Genomic DNA, 17,264 nt, shown 5'->3' with positions numbered 1-17,264 from the left:
AATACAGGAGCCGTATACGAGGCCCGTACGTACGGTTCTGTGAGAGGGATGAGGCAAAAGCCTCACCCTACTCGATGTAGCTGCCTAATAATGGCGGTTTATTGTTATTATTATTTTACTAAAAGAGTATAGCCAAATATTAAGCGTTAAATATATTTCGCTTTTATAGCGCTAATAATATCGACGTTAGCTGCTGGAAACTCGTAGTTATCTAGCTCGTCAATACTTACCCAAGCATTATCTTGCCCTTCTGCGCCATGTGCTTCACCACTAAAGTTACTCACCACATGTACGTTCAGCTTTACCGTTTTATCATCGTAATCGTGTTTTATTGTTAGCAACTCACTGGAACTAAAAATAGTGATGCCAATCTCTTCTTGAAGTTCACGCTTAAGTGCTCTAAATACACTTTCACCGGCTTCAATTTTACCACCAGGAAACTCCCACAAACCTCCTTGATGTTGATCATTTGCCCGCTTGCAAATAAACAGAGCGTTATTTTTTTTAATTACGCCAACAGCCACATTTACAATTATACTAGTCATTTTATCTCCCTTAAACACCATAAAAAAAGCGACGCAAGCGCCGCTTTTTACGAAATTTATTACACTATTGGATTATTTTAATTTACCACAACATTGCTTAAATTTTTGACCTGAGCCACAAGGACAAGGATCGTTACGGCCTACTTTTGGCTCGCTACGTGCCATTACAGTTGCGCTTTGTGGTGCTTCGCCGCCTACATGCTCAACTTCTTCATGCTGATATTCGCGAGGAGCGTTTTCACTTTTACGGTGTTGCTCTTCTACTTTTTCAACATCCTCTTCGGCGCGTACTTGTACTTTACTTAAAATACTTACTACATCTATTTTTAAGTTTTCTAGCATTTCAGCGAATAGCTCAAACGATTCACGCTTGTACTCTTGCTTTGGATTTTTTTGCGCATAACCACGTAAATGAATACCTTGGCGTAAATGATCCATTGCTGCCAGGTGATCTTTCCAATGCTGATCTAGGCTTTGTAACATAATCGCTTTTTCGAATTGACGTAGTACTGAATCGCCTACCATCTCTTCTTTTTGCTTATATGCTTGCCCAACCGACTCTTCAATGCGCTCACGAAGTTTTTCTTCATAGAGTTTATTGTCATCAGCTAGCCACTGAGTAATTGGCAATTCAATTAAGAAGTCTTGTTTTAAGCGCTCTTCAAGGCCAGGTACATCCCACATTTCAGCCAAGCTTTGCGGTGCAATGTACTGATCAATAATATTACTCAGCACATCACCACGAATAACCGTGATAGTTTCTGAAATATCGCCTTCTTCAAGTAGTTCGTTACGCTGTGAGTAAACCACACGGCGTTGATCGTTTGCTACGTCATCGTACTCAAGTAATTGCTTACGCACATCAAAGTTACGTGCTTCTACTTTACGCTGTGCATTTTCAATCGCACGGTTAACCCATGGATGTTCAATAGCTTCACCGCGTTGCATACCTAGTTTACGCATCATGTTAGTCATGCGCTCGCCAGCAAAAATACGCATTAACGCATCGTCCATCGATAAGTAAAAACGGCTTGAACCGGCATCACCTTGACGACCAGAACGACCACGTAATTGGTTATCTATACGACGAGATTCATGGCGTTCAGTACCAATAATGTGTAAACCACCTGCATCAATTACTGCGTCATGGCGTATTTTCCATGCAGCTTTAATTTCAGCAATTTGTTCATCAGTTGGGTTTTCAAGCTTTTCAACTTCGCTGTGCCAGTTACCACCAAGTACAATATCGGTACCACGGCCAGCCATGTTAGTGGCAATCGTTACTGTGCCTGGTAGGCCAGCGTCTGATACGATATCAGCCTCTTGCGCATGAAATTTAGCATTAAGTACGTTGTGCTTAATTTTTTCTTTGCGTAAAAATTGCGATAAATACTCAGAGCTTTCAATTGAAATAGTACCTACAAGTACAGGTTGTCCGCGTTCTTGGCAGTCTTTAATATCAACTAAAATAGCTTCGTATTTTTCTTCTTGCGTTAGGTACACTAAGTCGGCGCGATCATCACGAACCATCGGCTTATTAGTTGGCATAACAACAGTGTCTAGGCCGTAAATAGACTGGAACTCAAATGCTTCCGTATCGGCTGTGCCTGTCATGCCCGCAAGTGTTTCGTATAAGCGGAAATAGTTTTGAAAGGTAATAGATGCAAGCGTTTGGTTTTCGTTTTGAATATTTACGCCTTCTTTAGCTTCAACAGCTTGGTGTAAACCTTCTGACCAACGACGACCTTCCATTGAACGACCAGTGTGCTCATCAATAATGATAACTTCGTTTTCTTTTACAACGTAATCAACATCTTTTTGATAAAGCTTATGAGCACGAAGCGCTGCATAAACATGGCTTAGTAGCGTAATGCTGGCTGCAGAATAAAGCGAATCGCCTTCTGCAATTAAGCCGCGCTCAGTAAGTAGCTCTTCAACTTTAATTTGGCCACGTTCAGTTAAATGAACTTGCTTAGACTTTTCATCAATAGTGAAATCGCCATCGCCTTCAATACCTTCTTCGTCTTCTTTTTCTTGTAGTTCAAGTAAAGGCACCATGGTATTAATTTCAGTGTATAGCTCTGAGCTGTCCTCAGCAGGGCCTGAAATAATAAGGGGCGTACGGGCTTCATCAATTAAGATAGAATCCACTTCATCGACAACAGCATAAAATAATGGACGTTGTACACGCTCATCTATGCTAAATGCCATGTTGTCACGCAGGTAGTCAAAACCAAACTCATTATTAGTACCGTACGTAATATCGGCAACATAAGCTTGTTTTTTCTGCTGTGGCATCATACCCGGTACGTTACAGCCTACTGTTAAACCTAAAAACTCAAATAACGGACGGTTAGTTTCCGCATCGCGTTTAGCTAGGTAGTCGTTCACGGTAATTACGTGTACGCCCTTACCAGTTAAACCATTTAAGTAAGCAGGTAATGTAGCTGTGAGTGTTTTACCTTCACCGGTACGCATTTCTGCAATACGGCCTTGGTGCAGTACCATGCCACCGAGTAGCTGTACGTCAAAGTGACGCATGCCATTTACACGTTTAGATGCTTCACGTACCACAGCAAATGCTTCAGGCAGTAAGTCGTCAAGGCTTTGTCCGTTATCGTAACGTTCTCTAAACTCTGCTGTTTTCGCTTTTAAGTCGTCATCAGAAAGCGCTTCTAATTGCGTTTCAAGTGCATTGATCAGTGCGACCGTCTTTCTTAGGTTTTTAATAGTGCGGTCATTGCGACTACCAAAAATCTTGGTAAATAAATTAGATATCATGATAAAACCGTTACAATGTATTTTTTTGCCAGCCGTACATCGGCTAACCCATTTTTAACAATTGATAATTAATGTATTCTTTAAAGTAACACCGAGGACACATTAATTAGCAATTTTGTATTAAACCGTTCAAAAAGCACTGTTTATTACGTGTGCTACTATACCAGACTCTGCTAAACAACAAACCATCTCACTAAAAAGATATGGATTAAAAACAGAAAAACTTAATCTAGTACATAAAATTGCTATATATTTTTATACGAGGTGAAAACTGCTAGCAAAGCTAGTGATATTAAGTAAGTTTCCACTTTGAAATATCAACAGTCACTCAAAGATATGGTGCTGAATAAATTAAAAACAAGGGGGTAATAAGCGCTTAAAGTTTATCCTCAAGCGCTTAAATATAAGTAGCCGGCGTTTATAGTTTAAACTGGTTTACCGTTTTATTTAATGCCCCTGCAAGGTCACTTAAATCATGTGCTTCATTGGCAAGTGTGTGTGCATGCTCTGCGGTACTATTAACTAAACTATTAATAGCACTAAGGCTGGTATTAATATCTTCTGCTACTACCGTTTGTTGCTCGGTAGAGGTGGCAATTTGATGACTTTGATCTTGTACTTTAGTTACCGACAGGGCAATGCTTTGTAGTGAGCTAAGTACTTCTTTTGTTTGCAACACAGAGTCCTCGGTTTGTTTTTGCCCTTGTAGCATCATACTAGAGGCTTGCTGAGCAATTTGCTGTAAACGGGTAATCATATTGCGAATATCGTCGGTTGACTCTTGTGTACGACTCGCCAACGAGCGAACTTCATCGGCAACAACGGCAAAGCCGCGGCCATGTTCTCCGGCGCGGGCCGCTTCTATGGCTGCATTAAGCGCGAGTAAGTTGGTTTGATCGGCAATTGAGTTAATTACATCAACCAATGCGCCTATGTTATTACTTTCTTGCTCAAGCCCGGCAACCACCTTAGAGGCTTCGCCAATATGTTCAGCCAGCGCACTCATTACACTTTGTGCTTGGCTTGAGCGGCTTGCACCATCGGCAGTAATTGCTTGTACTTCTTCTGCTGCGGTATTTGTTTGCTGTGCGTTACGTGATATTTCTTGCACGGTAGTGGCCATTTCTGTCACTGCGGCACTAACACTATCTACTTGTTGTTTTTCTTGCTGAATTTCTGAATTCGTTTGTTGCGATACCGTTTTAAGCTGATCGGCAGCGGCACTTAATTGCTCAGCTTGTGCTGCGGTGTCTAGCATCATCGCTCGCAACTTATCAATAAAGGTATTCATATGATTAGCCAGTTGGCCTACTTCGTCTTGGCTATCAATATTAATTTTTTGGGTTAAATCACCCTCGCCAGAAGCAATGTCGCGCATAATATGCGTGAGTGTAGTGATTGGTTTTGAAATCATATGGGTGGCCCATAAAATCATTGCTAAAATAATCACTAAAATAATGATAACAGCGGTTGTAGTGGTTGTAACCGCAGCATTTACCGGGGCTTCAATCATACTGGTTGGAATTAATAAACCCACATACCAATCTAAATGAGGCTGCTCTAATTGTAGGCGGTTATAAACCACATAAAATTGCTCGCCTTTAAGCATAACAGTTTGGCTACCCGCGAGGTTATTTTGCATTGCACTGTTAAGTGTTTTAAACCCTGAGGTATTATTAAATTGTTGTTCAAGCGCATCGAGTCCGTCTTTACCGTTAGGGCCTTCGTCGGTGACAGAGAGTTTATGCCCAGATGCTTTTGAAAAGTGCACAACTTTTTGTTGATCATCTAATAAAAAGCCATAGCCTTGGCCGTTAAAGCGAATGTTTTCGACCATGTCGTTAATTTTATTAAGTTGTAAGTCAACGCCGCCCACACCAATTAATTTGCCTTGTGGGTTATAAACAGGTTGTTGTACAACTGCTGAGGCATCGCCGGTGGTTAAGTCTACCGAAATAGGGCCTACGTAAAGCTTATTAATTTGCATTGCTTCTTGCCACCAACCTCGTTTGTACGCGTAGTAAGGTTCGCCATTATAATATGCAGTACGTTCGTTTTCTTTAAAGTACTCGCCGGTAGTGGCTGAGGCAAAAAAAGCAGATAAAATATTTTCATCATTTGCACTTATGCGTACAAAGTCTTGATTTATAGCCAAGTAGCCGTTGGCATTTTCTAGGGCTTGATCGCGCTTATCCCACGCGGTAAAAAAATTCACCAAATGCGGATTATTAATAAAGGTGGCAACTACTTTACCGTATGTAGCAAAGTAACTTTGCATTGATAATTGCTCGCTTTGTAAGTAGCTTTGAGCCTCACGCTCTATATTAACTCTGGATAGTTTGGCAATATGGTTAACAAAAAAAGTAGAGGCAATGAGCAGTAAAATAGTAATTGTTCCGCCAATCAATAATAATATTTTTTTTCTTAATGATAAGTTATTTAGCATAAGTGCACATGTTGTTATTGTTTTTGTAACAGATATCTAAGCATATTTAATTTTAGAACTCTATGAAATGAGTTAAGAATTATACATTTAAATAAACGGGGTCATATAAATTGAATCATCAGAGTAACAACTTAGTGGTACTAGGCGCGGGCTGGCTAGGCAGTGCTTTATGCGTTAATGCGCAGCAAGCAGGTTGGCAAGTGCAGGGTACACACCGCTCAGCAGTGCATGAGCATGATTTTGAACGTCAGTTTTTGCTAGAAAATGGCCAGTTAACGCATCAAATTGATTTACAAAATGCCTACTGGGTGTGCGCTATTCCTCCACGTAGTCGCCATAGTGAAAACAATTATGCGCAAACATTAACGGCAGCACTTACACTGGCAAAAAAACTGAATGCTAAGGGCTTTTTACTTTGCTCATCAACGGGAGTGTACGATCAAGAATCAGGTGTATATAGCGAAAGCAGCGATATTTCGTGTACAAACGAGCGACAAATAAAGCTATATGAAGCTGAAGAGCAAGTACTAGAGCAAAACGGTAAAGTGCTGCGCTTAGCCGGTTTAGTTGGACCCAATAGAGAGCCGGGGCGTTTTATTGCAGGTAAAGAGCTAAATACCTCTGCCGAGCAAGTCGTTAATATGGTGCATCAGCAAGATGTGATTAACGCTATTTTTGCGGTGCTTGAGCATTGGCATCAAGGGCAGAGTATTTATAATGTGGTTAACCCGTCGCATCCTTGTAAGCGCGATTACTATGCGCAAAAGTGCCAACAACATGGCGGCGAAATGCCACGCTTTACGGGAACAGATACGGCTGAGCGCAAAGTGCTTGGCTCAGCCATTGAGGCGTTAGGGTTTAGTTACCAATACGCAATTTAATAAGATACTAAGCAGTCACCCTCAATAAAGTTGCATAACTTGCCTGCGTTTAATAACGCATTTGCAGCTTCAATATCGGGGGCAAAGTAACGGTCTTTATCGTAGTAGCTTACATGCTCGCGCAGTAAGCTTTTAGCACGCTCTACTTTAGCAGCAGCTGTAAGCTTCTTTCTAAACTCTAACCCCTGCGCGGCCGCTAACCATTCAACAGCAAGTACGCCTTGGGTGTTATCGGCCATTTCCTTCAAGCGCCTTGCCGCAAAAGTGGCCATAGACACATGATCTTCTTGATTCGCCGAGGTTGGCAAACTATCTACAGAAGCTGGGTGGGCAAGTGATTTGTTTTCAGATGCCAGGGCTGCGGCAGTTACTTGGGCGATCATAAAGCCTGAGTTTACGCCGCCATTTTCAACTAAAAAAGGCGGCAATTTAGATAGGCTAGAGTCAATTAGTAAAGCAATTCGGCGCTCGGCAAGTGCGCCAATTTCAGCAATGGCAATTGCTAAGTTATCGGCGGCCATTGCCACCGGCTCTGCATGAAAATTACCGCCAGAAATAATATCACCCACATCAGCAAATACCAGCGGGTTGTCGGTTACGCCGTTAGACTCACATAATAAAACTTCTGCCGCCTGGCGAATTTGGGTTAAGCAAGCACCAAGCACTTGTGGCTGACAGCGTAAAGAGTAGGGGTCTTGTACTTTTTCACAATTTACGTGTGATTCACTAATTTGTGATTGTGGACCTAGCAAGGCTCTAAATATAGCTGCAGTATCTATTTGCCCTTGTTGGCCTCGAATTTCATGAATACGCGCATCAAATGGTGCTCGGCTGCCCATGGCCGCTTCAATACTCATAGCGCCAATTACGCAGCTTTGTGCGTATAAATCCTCTGCTCTAAATAGCCCTTGTAATGCAAAAGCAGTCGAGGCTTGGGTGCCGTTTAAAAGGGCTAAGCCTTCTTTAGCGGCTAAGGTAAGTGGTTTTAGCCCCGCAATTTTAAGCCCTTGCTCGGCACTCATTATTTGCCCTTGGTGGCGCATGTGGCCTTCGGCTAGTAACGGCAAGCACATATGAGCAAGCGGTGCTAAATCGCCCGATGCACCCACCGAGCCTTTTTTAGGCACGCAAGGGTATACTTGGCTATTAAGCAACTGGATAAAAAATTCAATGACCTGCAAACGAATACCAGAATAGCCACGCGACAGTGAATTAATTTTTAAGGTGATCATTAAGCGTACGGTACTGTCATCCATATACTCGCCAATACCTGCCGCATGCGAAAGTACAATAGAGCGTTGTAATAGCTCTAGTTCGTTATCGGCAATTTTGGTGTTAGCTAATAAGCCAAAACCGGTATTAATACCATATACAGTGCGGTGCTCGTTAATTACGTTTTGCACTGTTTGTGCGCTGGCAGCTATTTGCGACTCGGCATGCTTTATAAGGCTCAATTTTACCGGTGAATTATTAATTTTTCTTAGTGTGTTTAAATCAAGCGAGCCGGGGGTGAGAGTTAGTTCAAGCATGATCATTCCTCGTTTAACATTGGTAAGTCTAGGTTTTGCTCTTTTGCACAATTTTTTGCTATATCGTAGCCTGCATCCGCGTGGCGCATAACTCCAGTTGCAGGGTCGTTCCACAGTACGCGGGCAATACGCTGTTTTGCTTCGTCGCTGCCGTCAGCCACAATAACTACGCCTGCATGTTGGCTAAAGCCCATACCTACGCCACCGCCATGGTGTAGCGATACCCAAGTTGCACCACTGGCTGTGTTAAGAAGTGCATTGAGTAATGGCCAATCAGATACCGCATCAGAGCCATCTAGCATAGCTTCGGTTTCGCGGTTAGGGCTAGCAACCGAGCCAGAGTCGAGGTGGTCGCGACCAATAACAACCGGGGCTTTAAGCTCGCCATTTTTAACCATGTTGTTAAAAGCGAGTGCAAGACGGGCTCTGTCTTTTAATCCTACCCAGCAAATACGCGCCGGTAAGCCTTGAAACTGAATACGTTCACGCGCCATATCAAGCCAGTTATGTAAGTGTGCGTCATCGGGGATTAACTCTTTAACTTTGGCATCGGTTTTATAAATATCTTCGGGGTCGCCCGACAGTGCCACCCATCTAAATGGGCCAATGCCTTCGCAAAATAAAGGGCGAATATACGCAGGGACAAACCCCGGAAAATCAAACGCGTTACTTACTCCTTCATCAAATGCCATTTGCCGAATATTGTTGCCATAATCAGTGGTAGCAGCGCCCGCTTGTTGCAGCGCGAGCATAGCTCTTACTTGCACAGCCATTGATTGCTTAGCTGCAGTTACAACCGCTTTTGGGTCTTGTTCGCGCATTTTAGCTGCATGTTCCATGCTCCAGCCTTGCGGTAAATAGCCATTTAGCGGATCGTGCGCTGAGGTTTGATCGGTGACCACATCGGGAGTAACGCCACTTTTAACTAAAGTGCTAAACACATCGGCGGCATTACCAAGCAACCCGACCGAAAGGGCGTCACCTTTTACGCACGCATTGGTTATAAGTTGTAGCGCGTGTTCAAGGTTGTTGGCTTTAATATCTACGTAACCGGTTTTTATTCTAAAATCGATACGGGTTTCATCGCATTCCACCACTAATGCACAAAAGCCTGCCATAGTTGCAGCAAGAGGTTGTGCGCCGCCCATGCCACCAAGCCCGCCAGTTAATACCCATTTACCTTTAGCACTGCCAGCAAAATGTTGTTTAGCCATGGCCACAAAGGTTTCGTAAGTGCCTTGCACTATGCCTTGTGAGCCAATGTAAATCCAAGAACCCGCAGTCATTTGCCCGTACATCATCAAGCCCTTTTTATCGAGCTCGTTAAAGTGCTCCCAATTAGCCCAGTGCGGTACCAAGTTAGAATTAGCTATGAGTACCCGCGGCGCATTACTGTGGGTTTTAAATACCCCTACAGGTTTACCCGATTGTACGAGTAGCGTTTCGTCATCTTCGAGTCTATCGAGGGTTGCTATAATTTTGTCGTAACTTGGCCAGTCACGTGCAGCGCGACCAATGCCGCCATAAACAACTAATGCATGGGGATGCTCTGCAACGTCAGGGTCTAAGTTATTCATTAACATACGTTTAGCAGCTTCGGTTTGCCAACTTTTAGCGCTAATTTTATCGCCGTGAGGGGCGCGTATTGTGCGGCTGTTGTCGAGTCGATTGTTCATGTTTACTCCCGTTGTAGTTTTTAATTATTATTTTTAAAAGTTAAGTGACCACCTAAACGATACTTACTTCCTGGTGAAACAAGCCGGGCATAACTCACAATGCCGTTACTTGACCAAGTGCGGCGAATGAGTTGCAGGCAAGGTTCTTGACTTGATAAGTTAAGCCACTGGCACATTTGTTTATTGGGCATAATGGCTTCCACCGTATGTGTCGCTTGGGTAAGCGGGGCTACATTCGATAAGTATTCATGTGGAGTAAGTAGTGTAAAGTTTTGTTGCAAGTACTGCGTGGCAAAAGCGGGGTTTACAAAGCGCTCCTCTACTTGCAGTGGTCTGGCATTTTCGTTATGCAGTAATACACTGCGATACACAGTGCTGTTAACTTTAATACCCAGTGCAATGGCAATGCTAGTAATTGCGGGTAACGACTCAAGCGCCAATACTGTACAGCTATAATTACCATTACGTTCTTTTACTTCATCGGCAATATTTTTAATTTCAAGTAATGACGACTGCGATTTAAAGCTAGCAACAAAGGTGCCTAACCCTTGGCTGCGAGTTAAAATTCCCGCCTCAGTTAGCTCGCTTAATGCGCGCCGAGCGGTCATACGGCTTACAGCAAATTGATTGCTTAGCTCGTTTTCAGAAGGTACACGCTGGTTTTCTTGCCATGTAGCACTGCTAATTTTATCAACTATAAACTGTTTTATTTGTGCAAACTTAGGTGTTGTCATGGTGTATTTAATTGTATTAAAAATAAACTATAAGATTAAGATGGCATAATTACCTTGTATATACAAGATGGGTTGTTAGACTATATTTTAGTCATTACAAAAAACACAAGAGCGCGAATATGCAAAGTGCAACATTAGATTATGAATTAGAAGATATTGATTTACTGCTTACCGATGCCAACATTGCCACTATGGATAGCACTTTAGAGACGCCTTATGGCGCGATAGAAAATGCAGCCTTAGCAATCAAAAATGGAAAAATTATGTGGCTAGGTGAGCAAAAAAACTTACCTAGTTTTGATGTGTTTGCAACGCCTACCTTGAGCATAAAAGGGCAATGGTTAACCCCAGGGTTAATAGATTGCCACACACATTTAGTATTTGCAGGCTCTAGAGCAGAGGAGTTTGAGCAGCGCTTACAAGGGGTGAGTTATGAGCAAATTGCTGCCCAAGGCGGCGGTATAACTAGTACAGTTAAAGCCACTCGCGCTGCCGATCATGAGCAATTATTTGTAGCCGCCAAAGACAGGCTAAATACCTTACTGGCAGAGGGCGTGACAACGGTAGAAATAAAGTCGGGTTATGGGCTCGATACAGCCAACGAAATAAAAATATTAGAAGTGGCGCGTTTACTCGATGAACATCATCCTATTAATATTAAAACCACTTTTTTAGGGGCGCATGCGCTACCACCAGAGTACAAAGGGCGTAGCGATGACTATATTGATTTAGTATGTAACGATATGCTTGATCAGGTAGTGGCTAATAACCTTGCTGATGCGGTTGATGTTTTTTGTGAGAATGTAGGCTTTAGCTATACCCAAACCAAGCGGGTATTCGAGGCTGCAAAAAAACATAACTTGCCAGTAAAATGCCATGCCGAGCAACTCTCTAATCAACACGGTGCTGAGCTGGTGGCGCAATTTAACGGGCTGTCGGCTGATCATATTGAATACCTAGATGAAGATGGCGTAAAAGCGATGGCACAGGCGGGCACGGTGGCGGTATTGTTGCCTGGTGCATTTTACTTTTTAAGAGAAACGCAACTTCCGCCAATAGCTTTGCTTAATCAATATAAAGTGCCTATAGCTATTGCTAGCGACTTTAATCCGGGTACTTCACCGCTGTGCTCGCTACAATTAATGATGAATATGGCATGCACATTATTTAGATTAACACCCGAGCAGTCACTTGCGGGAGTAACTCGTAATGCTGCTAAAGCTTTAGGGTTAACAGACCGCGGGGTTTTAAAAGTAGGTGCGAGGGCCGACATTGCACATTGGCAAATAAACCATCCAGCACAATTAAGTTACCAGTTCGGGGTAAATAAACTGTTAAATTTATGGATTATGGGTAAACTTAATTAGTCACACATTTACCCCAAACCTATAAGTAGGCCTTAATATTTATGCTTTTATTTAATTTTTTAGCCAGTACCAGTAGTACTAATTTGGGCTTACTTAGCGACAGCGGCTTGCCAATTTTTTTTAGTGGCGCTTTATTTATGGCGATGATTGCCACCTTGCTGAGCGTAAAAAATACGGCATCTAGATTAAGCTACTTATGCACAGGGTTAATAGGGTTGGCCATTTTAAGCAGTGGCGCTGCATGGCTTAGTGCTTTACTCGCATTAGGTTTTGGCTTTAACTTGTGGCATGCAATTGTACATAAAAACAAGCTGTTAATTATATTAAGTGCACTTGCTGCGGTGTTATTTATAGTATTACTTATAGCCATTGCAGCATTTGGTATTGCACTGTTTTGGGTTGTTATTGCGGTGTTGTTATTATCATTGACTGGGTTTGTTATTAATAATGAGGGACTTAATCAAGCGCCCTTAAAGCAGCAAGCAGCGCCTGAGCATTACATCGAAAGCTCTCCACTGGCCTCTTTTGCCGATAAACAAAAATTACGTCAAGGTTATAATATGTGGCGTAATAAAGCGCCGTCACTAGGGGCGTTGGTAATTCTTCGTTTAGAAGGTTTTGAGCAAGTTAACCAGCATATTGGGCGTGATTTTGGTGATTTATTGCTTGCTCAATCAGCGAATAGAATAAAAGAATTGCTCAATAATGATGGCATTGTATCGTTAGAGGACGATGAAAAACTAGCCCATTTAGGAGGGCTTAACTTTGCCTTTATTTGTAATTTAGCCAGCCATAAACACTTGCATGAAAAAATAATTATCGAAATATTTGGCGCTACACTTAAACCTTTTAATGTGGCTAACTGCACTATAGAAGTGACCGCAAGAGCAAGCTATGTGCATTGTAATGAGCAAGATGACGATTTTGATAATTTAATTAAATCGGCTTACCTAGCACTTGATAGCCAGCCAAAACAACAGGTGGTTGCTTATCATCAACAAATGATGATTGAGCAGTTAGAGCAGCAAGCACGATTAAAAGAGCTTGCAGAAATTGACTTTACCAATGAGTTCGAGCTGTATTTTCAGCCGGTTATTGTAAATGATAATGGCCAAATAGAGTTTTTAGAACTATTACTGCGCTGGCAGCATCCTAAGCAAGGCATACTTTCAGCGAGTCGTTTTATTGATGATATTAGAATTGCAGGGCTTGCTTACCCACTGGCTATATTTGTTATAGAGCGCGCTGCTGAACTTGCAATGGCATTGCGTATGGAGGGCTTTGCGGTGCCATTGAGCATTAATGTATTTGGCCCTGAAATGCTCAATGAAGAGTTTGTAGAATTTGTAACAAGTGCTATGAAAGAGCATAACTTAAGGCCTGGCGATTTAATTGTTGAGTGCCCGCTACATATTTTTACTAACCTAGATGACAAAGGGCGAGCCATGATTGCGCGGCTTAATAATATAGGCTTAAAAGTGTGTGTTGATGGTTTGGGCGATAACCCCGTTTCGCTCTCTAAGTTACCTAGTTTAGCGGTAGAATACATTAAAGTCGCGCCAGCATTAACTGCTGATTTTAGTAATCAAAACAATATTCGCAGCCTAGTTGTTGGTATGGTGCAAATGCATAATCAACAAAGTACTAAGGTTATTTTTGAAGGGGTTGAAACCCTAGATCAGCTTAAATTTGTAAAAAGCCTAGAAGGCTATGCTGCACAAGGCTATTATTTTGGCCACCCATTAAGCAGTGTTGGTTTAATGAGCTGGTTAAAGCAGTGGCAATTAGCGCAGCAGCAAAGTAATTAAGCACACTCTTTGGCTTGCAGGTAACTATTCACTAGTGCGCTAATAACTTGTCCGCAATGCACTTTACCGGCTTTAATCCCGCTGGGATGTTGAATGGGAGCTGCTTCGCATAAGTGTAAGTAGTGAGAGTGGCGGTTGCTTGCAGCTAAATGCACAAAGTGCTCAGCGTCACTTACGCTAAAACCACTACAGGTATAAGCACTTACAGGCATAAATGCAATGCTATCTAAATCAACCTCAACACCTAGAGGCGCTGCATCAAAACTCTTCAGCGCATTGCTCACTGCTTGAGTTAGATTAATTTCACGTTTAACGGCGATTGACTGATAGCTATTAAAAGTAAAATTAGCAGCGGCTAACGCATCTATAATAGCTTGATTGTTTTTTAGCTCGTGCAAGCCAATAACATGGTAACTTTTTAAACACTGCGCGCTGTACGCATAGCTAAAGCCATTACCACTGTGGCGGCCTTCGCATTCTCGAAAGTCGGCGTGGGGATCAAAATTTATAGCGTTAATAGCGGTGTTTTTATACTTAGCTAACGCTTTTATAATACCTAAGCAATTATTATGGCCACCACCAATAACAATGGGTTCAAGCCCCGCTTTAAATATTAAACTTAATATAGCTTCTACGCGTTGATCAAGTTGCTCACATAACTCACGCAACTGTGTTAAATGGGCAGGTTTTTGGTTGTCGAGTAGAGCGCTTTGCGCCATTAAATCAGCTGTGTGCACTTCGCCAAGTAACAGTACTTTTTGCGTGGCAATAAATTGATTATAAGGCTGGTTTAAAAAACGTTGTAAAAAAGCCGGCCATGCTTGCTCTGCACCCCCGGCTCCTAAGTTTGCTTTTGGGCCAATATCTTCACAAATACCCAGTAACACGTAGCGCATGCCAAATTGTGCGGCATCGCTAAGCGCTTGTTGTATATTTACGTCGGTATCGAGTAATGACATTGACTGCCATACTTTGGTTTCGTTAGCGCGACTAGTGCAAAACGACTTAACCGCGCTTTCATCGTAAACGTTTAAATAGTGCGCCACGTTATATTTCTACGATTTCCAGTTCTAGCTCTTCTGCAGATAATACAATGCCGGTGCTGTCGGCATAAATAAAGTCATCATCAAAAAACGATACGCCAGCAAAGTTAACCCCAATGCCGTCTTCGCCTGCGCCTTGGCTATCTGCTGCAACCGGAATAGAGGCAATAGCTTGAATGCCTAAATCAAGCTCTTCAATTTCGTCTACGTGGCGTACAGCCCCGTAAACAATAATACCTTGCCAGTTGTTTTCAAGTGCAAGTTCGGCCAGTTCAATATCGATAAGCGCACGACGAGTAGAGCCACCACCGTCAATAAGTAGCACTAGGTCTGTACCATCTTGAGAAAGTAATTCACGGATAAGTTCATTATTTTCAAAACATTTAACCGTTTTAATGCGGCCACCAAAGCTGTGTCGGCCACCAAAGTTGATGAACATAGGTTCAAGCACGTCAACCACATCGGCAAAGTGGTCACATAAGTCAGAAGTGCTGTAATCCATTATTTTATCCTCAAAAGATACATTAGTTTATGCTTCAGTATACCCTCCTTATATGCAATAACAACGACTTAATCGCAGTAAATTTAGGCAACGTAGGCCGCTAATAAATAATTTGTAATCATTGGCCTATACAATTTATAGGCCTTAAGTTAATGCTGGCATATAATCCGCGACTAAATAATTGCGTGGCTAAGTAAGTTAAATAACGTCACTTTAAATAGTGCTCAGCAGTGCAGGTGTTTTAGTGTTTTTCGGTATTTATTTCTTTGTTAAAAGCTTAAGCAATTTAAGTGTAAGTAACAAAGTTGCTCATTAAATTTTTAAAGGTGTAACAATGATTGTTTTACAAAACGTGACCATTAAGCGACGTTTACAGCTAAATGCTTTAACAGTTGCTTTGGCCATGCTGGCTTTTTTATATGTAATTATCACAGGTTCACAAACCACGTTAAAGTTAACTAATATCACGCAACAGGCCGAGCAGTTAAACATTCATCAGTTGCAGTTAAGTGCACATGAAAAAATATTTTTGTTTTATAAACAGCCACAAGCACTCTCATTATTTGAACAAGAGTACGCACAGTTAAATAAACAAATAATTGAACTACAATCGCAAATGCAAGATTCAGAGATTGATACACAACAGATAACCCTTTATACGCGTTTAATAAAAAGCTTTTATAGTGATTTTAATGATGTTGTGCGGCTGCAAAAAAGTATTGGCTTACATCAAGACGATGGGCTTTATGGGCAACTGCGAAGTGCTGTACACGAAGTAGAAAATTTGCTCAATCAACAAGATGAATATCAACTATTGACCCTAATGCTACAGTTAAGACGTGCCGAAAAAGACTTTATGTTACGTTTGGATGAAAAATATTTAGCAAGTTTTCAAGATCATGTTGATACGTTACAGCAAAAAATAGCGAGCTCATCACTAAGTCAAAACATTAAAAGTAACTTAAAAAGCCTACTGTCTAATTATCAAAGTGCTTTTCAAGCCTTGGTAAAAGCGCAGCTTGAATTAGGTGTCGATCTAGACTCAGGCGCACTTGGACGCATGCAACAAAGTGTAGATCAAAGTGATCAGTTGGTAATGCAGCTAGTAGCAGATACTAAATTGCAAGTTGAAGCCAGTATAGCTAAAGCACAGTCGGTCGCTATTATGGTGTTTATTATATCGGGTATTATAGTTTTAACCCTGGTTTACTTAACCAGTCGCTCTATTATTGTACCTGTAGAGCGTATTTACCAATCTATAAACAAGATTCGACGCAATAATGATTTAACAGTAACTATTGAGCAAATTGGCAATGACGAAATTACGATAATGTCGAAAGATTTTAATAGCTTAATTGGTGACTTTAACAGCCTTATAAACGAGGTGAATGGGGCTTTAAATGCGTTAAATATCGCTACTGAAAATCTATCAGAAAGTACTGCCGCAACCAGCTCGGGTATGCAAGATCAATTACATGAAGCCGATATGGTGGCCACCGCGGCGACCGAAATGCAGGCGACCATTCAAGATATTTCACATAATACTGAAGCCGCGGCTAAAAAAGCCGAATCGACTAATTTAAGTGCGCAACAAGGTCGTAGTGAGGTTGAGTCAACCGTCGCCCATATTAGAGGGTTGTCTGACTCTTTAGAGCATGCCTCAAGTGTTGTTTCTTTATTAGAAAAAGACGGTGAAACAATAGGCTCTGTGCTTGATGTTATTCGTGCGATTGCCGATCAAACTAACTTGTTAGCGTTAAACGCCGCTATTGAAGCCGCTAGAGCGGGCGAGCAAGGCCGAGGCTTTGCTGTGGTTGCAGATGAAGTGCGCTCATTGGCTCAGCGAACACAAGAGTCTACAAGTGAAATAGAAGGGTAAGCGCGCAATTAAACCCACATACCAATATTAATGCTACCTATGCATAATTTACTCAGCATATTAACCTGAGGTA

Annotated in this window: 12 protein-coding genes; 4 read left to right on the top strand and 8 right to left on the bottom strand. The window is 41.9% G+C overall.

Annotated elements, in window-relative coordinates:
• Positions 1-146: 146 nt before the first annotated feature.
• The 3 genes from mutT to HC000_RS16680 form a co-directional block, all read right to left on the bottom strand.
• A complete protein-coding gene (gene mutT / locus HC000_RS16690) occupies positions 147-545 on the bottom strand; it encodes an 8-oxo-dGTP diphosphatase MutT (RefSeq protein ID WP_011329387.1) in 399 nt (132 codons plus the stop codon).
• Between the two features lie 72 nt (positions 546-617).
• A complete protein-coding gene (gene secA / locus HC000_RS16685; protein WP_011329386.1) occupies positions 618-3,326 on the bottom strand; it encodes a preprotein translocase subunit SecA in 2,709 nt (902 codons plus the stop codon).
• A 418-nt stretch (positions 3,327-3,744) separates the two neighbouring features.
• Positions 3,745-5,772 (bottom strand): methyl-accepting chemotaxis protein, encoded by a 2,028-nt coding sequence (locus HC000_RS16680; protein ID WP_089368817.1) that lies wholly within the window; start codon positions 5,770-5,772, stop codon positions 3,745-3,747.
• A gap of 110 nt (positions 5,773-5,882) precedes the next feature.
• Between HC000_RS16680 and HC000_RS16675 the strand changes: the two genes are divergently transcribed.
• Entirely contained in the window at positions 5,883-6,653 is a 771-nt protein-coding gene (locus tag HC000_RS16675) for an NAD-dependent epimerase/dehydratase family protein (RefSeq protein ID WP_179808239.1), read from the top strand.
• Here HC000_RS16675 and hutH read toward each other — a convergent pair.
• From hutH to hutC, 3 genes are read right to left on the bottom strand one after another with little or no spacing between them, the layout of a single operon-like run.
• Positions 6,650-8,182, bottom strand: a complete 1,533-nt coding sequence (gene hutH, locus HC000_RS16670) for a histidine ammonia-lyase (RefSeq protein WP_179808237.1) — start codon at positions 8,180-8,182, stop codon at positions 6,650-6,652. The genes HC000_RS16675 and hutH overlap by 4 nt on opposite strands.
• 2 nt (positions 8,183-8,184) lie before the next feature.
• The gene (gene hutU, locus HC000_RS16665) at positions 8,185-9,858 is read right to left on the bottom strand and encodes a urocanate hydratase (RefSeq protein ID WP_179808235.1); all 1,674 of its coding nucleotides are present in this window, start codon (positions 9,856-9,858) and stop codon (positions 8,185-8,187) included.
• Positions 9,859-9,878: 20 nt separating this feature from the next.
• Positions 9,879-10,592 carry a histidine utilization repressor gene (hutC, locus tag HC000_RS16660; protein ID WP_179808233.1) on the bottom strand — a complete coding sequence of 238 codons (714 nt, stop codon included), beginning with the start codon at positions 10,590-10,592 and terminating at the stop codon, positions 9,879-9,881.
• Positions 10,593-10,711: 119 nt separating this feature from the next.
• On the opposite strand from hutC, the gene hutI reads away from it, so the two are divergent.
• Together hutI and HC000_RS16650 are read left to right on the top strand one after the other, a co-directional pair.
• Positions 10,712-11,959, top strand: coding sequence for an imidazolonepropionase (gene hutI, locus HC000_RS16655; protein ID WP_179808231.1), 1,248 nt, complete (start codon positions 10,712-10,714; stop codon positions 11,957-11,959).
• 137 nt (positions 11,960-12,096) lie between these two features.
• The gene (locus tag HC000_RS16650) at positions 12,097-13,767 is read left to right on the top strand and encodes a GGDEF domain-containing phosphodiesterase (protein ID WP_179808242.1); all 1,671 of its coding nucleotides are present in this window, start codon (positions 12,097-12,099) and stop codon (positions 13,765-13,767) included.
• Here HC000_RS16650 and HC000_RS16645 read toward each other — a convergent pair.
• Positions 13,764-14,813 (bottom strand): formimidoylglutamase, encoded by a 1,050-nt coding sequence (locus tag HC000_RS16645; RefSeq protein ID WP_179808229.1) that lies wholly within the window; start codon positions 14,811-14,813, stop codon positions 13,764-13,766. The two genes, HC000_RS16650 and HC000_RS16645, sit on opposite strands and share 4 nt — an antisense overlap.
• Before the next feature lies 1 nt (position 14,814).
• A complete protein-coding gene (rraA, locus tag HC000_RS16640; RefSeq protein WP_011329377.1) occupies positions 14,815-15,312 on the bottom strand; it encodes a ribonuclease E activity regulator RraA in 498 nt (165 codons plus the stop codon).
• Between the two features lie 334 nt (positions 15,313-15,646).
• Between rraA and HC000_RS16635 the strand changes: the two genes are divergently transcribed.
• Positions 15,647-17,191: a methyl-accepting chemotaxis protein gene (locus HC000_RS16635; RefSeq protein ID WP_257025607.1), complete on the top strand. Its 1,545-nt coding sequence runs from the start codon at positions 15,647-15,649 to the stop codon at positions 17,189-17,191.
• Positions 17,192-17,264: the final 73 nt, after the last annotated feature.

It is taken from the genome of Pseudoalteromonas sp. MIP2626, from assembly GCF_013414205.1.
Lineage (GTDB): Bacteria > Pseudomonadota > Gammaproteobacteria > Enterobacterales > Alteromonadaceae > Pseudoalteromonas > Pseudoalteromonas nigrifaciens.
Note: the sequence above shows the minus strand (reverse complement) of the source record. Positions and strands in the feature narration are given on the sequence as shown.

Bases quoted from the DNA above. Each gene is read 5' to 3' on its own strand.
- rraA (WP_011329377.1), bottom strand. From the start codon at position 15,312: ATGGATTACAGCACTTCTGACTTATGTGACCACTTTGCCGATGTGGTT.
- hutI (WP_179808231.1), top strand. From the start codon at position 10,712: ATGCAAAGTGCAACATTAGATTATGAATTAGAAGATATTGATTTACTG.
- mutT (WP_011329387.1), bottom strand. From the start codon at position 545: ATGACTAGTATAATTGTAAATGTGGCTGTTGGCGTAATTAAAAAAAAT.
- hutU (WP_179808235.1), bottom strand. From the start codon at position 9,858: ATGAACAATCGACTCGACAACAGCCGCACAATACGCGCCCCTCACGGC.
- HC000_RS16650 (WP_179808242.1), top strand. From the start codon at position 12,097: ATGGCGATGATTGCCACCTTGCTGAGCGTAAAAAATACGGCATCTAGA.
- hutC (WP_179808233.1), bottom strand. From the start codon at position 10,592: ATGACAACACCTAAGTTTGCACAAATAAAACAGTTTATAGTTGATAAA.
- hutH (WP_179808237.1), bottom strand. From the start codon at position 8,182: ATGCTTGAACTAACTCTCACCCCCGGCTCGCTTGATTTAAACACACTA.
- HC000_RS16680 (WP_089368817.1), bottom strand. From the start codon at position 5,772: ATGCTAAATAACTTATCATTAAGAAAAAAAATATTATTATTGATTGGC.
- secA (WP_011329386.1), bottom strand. From the start codon at position 3,326: ATGATATCTAATTTATTTACCAAGATTTTTGGTAGTCGCAATGACCGC.
- HC000_RS16635 (WP_257025607.1), top strand. From the start codon at position 15,647: ATGATTGTTTTACAAAACGTGACCATTAAGCGACGTTTACAGCTAAAT.